The organism is Candidatus Aramenus sp. CH1 (assembly GCA_022678445.1).
Lineage (GTDB): Archaea > Thermoproteota > Thermoprotei_A > Sulfolobales > Sulfolobaceae > Aramenus.
The window spans coordinates 21035-27062 of the sequence record JALBWU010000003.1; the positions used below are offsets into that span (position 1 = coordinate 21035).

Sequence of the window (6028 nt, forward strand, 5' to 3'; positions counted from 1 at the left end):
GTGAACTCAAACTTAAGGTACCTCCTTTTTGTTATTCCCGCAATTGTTTACGTTGGGGCGTTTGCCTTTTACCCCTCGTTTGACGCAGTTTACTTGAGCTTCTTGAACAACAGGGGTCAGTTCACGCTTGATAACTACAAGGAGTTGTTCTACTTCAACATCTACGGCACCATCTATGACACGGTGATAGTGACCGTTGGGGCCCTCCTCATCCAACTCCTCCTGGGGCTCGGCATAGCCTCCGTGCTGACTAGGGAGTTCGCGGGGAAGAGGGCCTTCTCGACCCTTACCATAATTCCAATGGGCGTGGCCACCATCGTAGCGGCCATAGCCTTCTCCTTCATCTTCCAGACCGCTGGGGGCTACGCCAACTCCCTCCTCCACTTGTTGCACCTTCCTTCCGTAAACTGGTACTCAAACACCTACATCTCCCTCCTTGTAGTCATGGTCTCCGACAGCTGGAAGAACACGCCCATCGTGACGCTCATACTCCTCTCCGGTATGGCTTCCATACCCAAGGACCTCTACTACGCCGCCGCCCTGGACGGCGCGGGCCCGGTGAGGAGGTTTTTCTACGTAACCCTCCCTAACCTCAAAAAGTTCATCGCCATAGCCTTGATCATTAGGGGAGTCAGCGAGTTCAACATCTTTGCCTTGCCCCTAGTCTTAATAGGGTACCACCCTCCCCTCTTGACCACTCTCGCGTACGAGCTCTACTCCACGACCACTGTAAACTTGTCCTCGGCAGCTGCCGTGATCCTACTCGCCTTCATCTCCGTTCTGATATTGTTAAACATAAAGCTCGGCGGAGGTGAGAGGAGATGAGGTTCCTGTACATAGCAGTGGTAATTTTCGCCGTATACTTCCTCTTCCCCCTATACGTCCTCCTGTTGATAGCCTTCAGCCCGGCGAAGTTCACCATAGAGTCCCTCTACCCACCCCTAATCTTTAAGGAGTTCACCCTGAACAACCTTGTCTACGCCTTCACCCAGTACGACTTCCTCCACCCGTTCATCAAGAGCCTGTCGGTTGCAACGCTGGTAGGAGCGCTGGCGTTGCTACTGGGGATACCGGCGGGTTACGGGCTGAGCAGGTTGCCTGGTAGTGTCGCGTACCCCCTAATAGTCTTGCTCTTGGTGACCAACATGGTCCCCGGCATGGTGGTGGCCATCCCAATAAGCGCCGAGTTCATAAGGCTCCACTTGTTCGACTCAGTGCTAGGACTAGCCCTAGTTCAAGAGCTCATAACCCTGCCCTTGGCGACTTTCATAATGCAGGGCACCTTCTCAGCCATTCCCAGAGAGATAGAGTACCAGGCTAAGATAGATGGCGCCTCCACGCTCTCCTACTTTAAGGACGTCCTTGTGCCCACAGCCCTTCCAGGGATAATAGCCGCTTTCCTCATCTCTTGGATGTTCTCGTGGGACGAGTTCACTTACGCCGTGATACTCTCACCCATACACCCCACGTTGCCCGTGGAGATATACGTGAACATAACCAGGGGGAACGAGCTGGCTGCAGTGGCCTTCTCCCTGGTGTTCACGGTGCCCGTGGTAATTTTAACCCTCCTTCTCCAGAAGTACCTCAAGGGTGAATACTTAACCGGAGGTGTAAAGGCGTGATCCAGCTAGTGGAACTTACTAAAAGGTATGGGAACAAGGTAGTACTAGACGGAATAACTGAGAAGATAGAAACTGGAGAGTTCTTCGTAATCCTAGGGCCCAGCGGTGCGGGGAAGTCAACCCTGCTTAAGGTCCTTGCGGGGATAGAGAAACTGGACAAGGGAAAGATAATAGTGGACGGCAAGGACGTCACTAACCTCCCGCCGGAGAAGAGGAACGTGGCCATGGTGTTCCAGAACTACGCCCTCTACCCCAACATGACGGTCTACGATAACATTGCCTTCCCCCTTAAGATGAGGGGGATAAAGAAGGAGGAGATAGAAAAGAGGGTGGAAAAGGTGGCCAAGCTCTTGGGCATCAGCGACATCTTGAAGATGAACGTCACCAAGATCAGTGGTGGGCAACAACAGAGGGTGGCAATAGCCAGGGCAATAGTGAGGGAACCGTCCTTTTACCTCCTCGATGAGCCCCTGTCCAACCTCGACGCAAGGGTGAGGTTCGTCGCTAGGGGAGAGCTCAAGAGGATACAGAAGGAGCTCAACGGCACGTTCATCTACGTGACCCACGACCAAAAGGAGGCGATGAGCTTGGCCGACAGGGTAGCGGTGCTCCACAACGGCAAGTTCGAGCAGGTCGGCACGCCCACTGAGCTATACGAGTACCCTAGGACAAAGTGGGTTGGCGAGTTCATAGGGGACTTCCCGATGAACTTCCTCCCAGGGGACGTGGTAGGGGAGAAGGGAGTGGAGATTGGCTTTAGGCCAGGGTGGACGAAGATAGGGGGTGGGCTAATGTGCACTGTGGAGTCAGTTGAAGTGTTGGGCGAGTTTATCTACCTGTCCTGCAGATTCGGAGAGCACAGCGTAGTAATAGAGTCCAAGGAGATGTACGACATTGGGAACGAGGTGACGTTTGAGATAGTGAAGTTCAGGAGGTTCAAGGACGGCGTACTAGTTGAAAAGGAGTAATTTTTCCTTTCTAGCCCCTCTTTTCATATTACGCCCCCAATTCGAGGGATTGAGAGGTTCTAGCAGTCAGAGGACAGAGTTAATACCACGCCTCTGTTGGGACTTTTCAACGTTACCAAGGTCAACGGTGGGAGCTAATGAGACCCCCTTCAAAGGACGATAGGGTGACCCGGAGCTCCTTCGTGCAGTACCTCGAAAGTACCGCAAGAGTGCCTCCTCCGTATGGCTGAAGCCTCCCTCGGCTACATTACGAATGATTGACGTGAGCTCGGGGGCCAAAGGCTTTTATTTCCTCGTTCACATTCTACATGATGAAGGCCCTCTTCCTCTTGACGCTTCTTGCCCTCCTCCCTCCCATTGCACTGGCCTTCTCGTCAACAAACTACGGCTACGAGTTCGGCTACGTACCCTTAAACGGGTTGCAGTCGCTTGTCGAGGTGTACAACCTGTCGCTTGCCCCCGGCTCCCCCGACATTTCCGTACAGCAGAACGTTTGCATTAACGTGGGGGGACAGGGAGTGTTCGTGCAGAACGTCCTCCACCCCTTGCCGGGAGAGGGATGTTGGGAGACCAGCGTCTACTACAACGGCGAGTACAACTACACCGGTTTCTCGCCGGTGAAGGGTAGTTGGTTTAACCTAACCACGGTGTGGTACGCCAAAGGAGACGACACGGTAGTGGAGTTCTACTTCTCCAACGGCACCGTGAAGGAGGAGAGGACGTACGTCCTCCAGGGCGAGTACCTTGGCGTGGTATACGACGGCTACACGATAGGTACGGTGGTCGCAGGATACGGAAACGGGGCGATAGCGTACTTGGCAAAGGGCTTCAACGTCTCCATCGAGTCCTTCTACCTGCTCAACGGTAGCTGGTACGTCCCTCCCTTGGCTTGGAGCGGTTGGGAAAACACCGGGGAGAGTGCGGTCGGAGGGAAGGCCTACTACTACGATGGAAGGGTCTGGGTAGTCTACGGCAACTCCACCTCCCCACAGCTACTCTACAACGTCAGCGCGGTGATAGTGAACAACACGGTGCACGTCTTCCCAAGGGGCAGCTTGTGGGAGGTGGACGGGAAGTACCTTACGAACGAGACCGAGTTCGTGGAGGGGGAGGTGCTCAAGCCGTTGGGGACAAACTACTCCTTCGTCGCCGAGAAGGAGATAGTTCTAGAGTTCCCTGAGCAAGTTGCAGTAGACGGGGTAAAGGGGGACGTGTTCTACTTGCCCTCCCCTGAGACCGTGTACGTGAGGGAGGGGGACAAGTGTGTTGCAGTTTACGTAAACTCGAGCTCAAAGTCCGGGCAACAGCCTTCCTCTACTACCTTCGTTTTGTCCACCGCGATAACGTCAAGCACGTCATTCCCAGAGACGTCAAGGTCTACGGGCTTGCCCACTACGGTAAACAACGCGTCCGCGTCAAGCATGAGTGTAGCGGAGATGAGATGGGAACTGTTGTTAGCTAGCGCAGTAGTAGGCGTGGCCGTAATCGTCCTAGTCTTGAGGAGAAAGTAATGGCCTTCTGAAGCCCATTCCTTTCGTGCTCTTCAAATCTCAGTACCACAGATGCTGAGGGCTTCTGGCCTCATGGTGAGAAGGTAAACAGAAGACGGTTATTCGGGAACCCCAAAAGCGGGGAAAAGGTTTTGCTTAAATTGCAGAGGGCTTAACGATAACGTTCTGAGCTTCTCCGGTAAAAGGACTAGTGGCAACGGTAGATTTGTCTGCGTCTCGCGTGTAATGGAGGGTTGGGAGCCAAAGGACTGAGCGCGTACGTTCTGGACGAAGTGGAGTGTGATGTTAACGTCGCCGTAATATGAGGTATTTAGGGGCTCCAACGCAACGTAGAGCTCTAGGTAGTCCGCGCTTGTCGCCTTGTTCAAGATGTCTGGGTACACTCCAACTACTTTAAAGGCTGAAGAGGGGCTGACGGTAACGTAGACTAGGCTATAGTTGGACACATAGAAGTCATAGGAGAGGCTGAGGGAGAAGTTGTACACGTGGCTTGAGTAGACTCCAACGGATTTAACGAATTGGTAAGGCGGGTAGAGGGAATAGAAGTTAGAGTCGTTGGTGTAGAAGTTCAGAAACTCTATATACGAGTACTCTTTCGCAACCCCCCTTTAAGCTGATGTTGTCCATCACTAAGCCGTTAGAGCTCTCAAACAACAAGTACAGGGGCTTAGCTTTCGCGGGCACATGGCAAGGTTCTCGAGCTCTATCCTGAGCTCGTCCAGTATGTTATCGTCCTTTTACTCCGGGGAGTAAGGTACGCTGTTTGGGTTCCTGGTCTTCACGAAGGCGATAGGCAGCTTGTTGACCACTTCCTCATGGGTCTTGACCGCTAAGAAGGGGATGGAGGCGTCCAAGGGGATCGCGATGTGCCTCCCAGCATCATTTGCGTAGAGGGAGGCGAAGTGCAAGTTTTGCCTCCCTCACCGTCATCACCCTGGAGGAGCTGTCGAGGTAGGCGAAGGAGTCGAAGGGGTCGCAGTCCTGGGGTTCCTCCTCGAAGTAGACCGGCCATGCTCCCTCCTCCGTGGGATAGGAGTCCGTGGGATAGGAGGCGAAGCCCAGGAAGGGCCTCCCTTGGCGAGGCTGGAGAGGACCTCGAAGAACGTCTTAATTGCTCCCTGGAACTCCATAGTGATATCTTTTCTTTACAACGAAAAAAAGATGTTGTCTACGCCTTCCGTAATCAATGCTTCGCTTTGTTTAGAGTTTGTTCTATCTTTTTAGTTAATACACGTGCTCGGATAAAAAGCGAGTAGGGTTTGTTTCCTCAAGGGCTTTATTGACGTTGAAGTTAATTTATAAGCGATCGGATGAGGGAATTAAAGTGGTAAGCCGAGGATAAGAGGGTTACTTGACGGCATAGGCGCTTGGCAAGAGACTTCCTAAGCGTCAGAGTGGGCAGACAGACGAGGGTGCAGGGCTCTACATTTTCTCAGTTAGCTCTCTTCAACTAGGACAAGGGAAGAGCAACCACAGTAGCTGGCAGGAGGCAACGCCGTCACAGTTCTCATGAGGTCTCTAGAAAGTTTACGCGTTGAGTGCCCCCGGCGAGGTCTAACTGCTCATAGGGGATAGTTCCTCGCGCTCTCCCACGACCTGGGAGCCTTGGCGCGTCGAACCTTCACGGCTGGCACTACGTGCAGGAGCCCCCTGCTTCCTTGGTCTTAGAGAGTAAATATGCCTTTCCTCGGGCCCCACAAGGCCAAACGCCGTCTTCAGCACAGATACTGCTAGCTCCCTTTCTAACTCTGTCCATGCTTGAGAAGACACTACCGTAAAGCTTTAAAACCGACGTTGGACTTTCTGACCCACTCCTCGCCCTGCGAGGGTTCTGCCTAGGTCTAAGGCGTTACTCCCCTTTATGGGAGTTACTCCGTGATGTGAAGAGAAAAGAAAGAGCCAAAGCGTTAACAATCTTCTTCACGCC

Annotated in this window: 7 protein-coding genes; 4 read left to right on the top strand and 3 right to left on the bottom strand. The window is 53.2% G+C overall.

From position 1 onward, the window contains the following. The 4 genes from MPF33_02920 (at position 1) to MPF33_02935 (ending at position 4101) form a co-directional block, all read left to right on the top strand. Entirely contained in the window at positions 1 to 825 is an 825-nt protein-coding gene (locus MPF33_02920) for a sugar ABC transporter permease (protein ID MCI2414197.1), read from the top strand. Further along, complete coding sequence (locus tag MPF33_02925; GenBank protein ID MCI2414198.1) at positions 822 to 1622, top strand: carbohydrate ABC transporter permease; 801 nt, start codon at positions 822 to 824, stop codon at positions 1620 to 1622. Before MPF33_02920 ends, MPF33_02925 begins: the two co-directional genes overlap by 4 nt. After that, a complete protein-coding gene (locus MPF33_02930) occupies positions 1619 to 2590 on the top strand; it encodes an ABC transporter ATP-binding protein (protein MCI2414199.1) in 972 nt (323 codons plus the stop codon). Before MPF33_02925 ends, MPF33_02930 begins: the two co-directional genes overlap by 4 nt. Positions 2591 to 2901: 311 nt before the next feature. Beyond that, positions 2902 to 4101, top strand: coding sequence for a hypothetical protein (locus MPF33_02935; protein MCI2414200.1), 1200 nt, complete (start codon positions 2902 to 2904; stop codon positions 4099 to 4101). A gap of 98 nt (positions 4102 to 4199) precedes the next feature. Here the strand turns inward: MPF33_02935 and MPF33_02940 are convergent, their stop codons facing one another. The 3 genes from MPF33_02940 to MPF33_02950 all read right to left on the bottom strand — a co-directional run bounded on the left by MPF33_02940 (position 4200) and on the right by MPF33_02950 (position 5231). Continuing rightward, complete coding sequence (locus tag MPF33_02940) at positions 4200 to 4586, bottom strand: hypothetical protein (protein MCI2414201.1); 387 nt, start codon at positions 4584 to 4586, stop codon at positions 4200 to 4202. Positions 4587 to 4838: 252 nt separating this feature from the next. After that, positions 4839 to 5009 (bottom strand): hypothetical protein, encoded by a 171-nt coding sequence (locus tag MPF33_02945; GenBank protein MCI2414202.1) that lies wholly within the window; start codon positions 5007 to 5009, stop codon positions 4839 to 4841. Positions 5010 to 5030: 21 nt separating this feature from the next. Then, a complete protein-coding gene (locus MPF33_02950) occupies positions 5031 to 5231 on the bottom strand; it encodes a hypothetical protein (protein ID MCI2414203.1) in 201 nt (66 codons plus the stop codon). Positions 5232 to 6028 lie beyond the last annotated feature (797 nt).

What these genes read in the sequence shown, in the direction of transcription:
- MPF33_02925 (MCI2414198.1), top strand. Translation starts at nt 822, where the DNA reads ATGAGGTTCCTGTACATAGCAGTGGTAATTTTCGCCGTATACTTCCTC.
- MPF33_02935 (MCI2414200.1), top strand. Translation starts at nt 2,902, where the DNA reads ATGAAGGCCCTCTTCCTCTTGACGCTTCTTGCCCTCCTCCCTCCCATT.
- MPF33_02950 (MCI2414203.1), bottom strand. Translation starts at nt 5,231, where the DNA reads ATGGAGTTCCAGGGAGCAATTAAGACGTTCTTCGAGGTCCTCTCCAGC.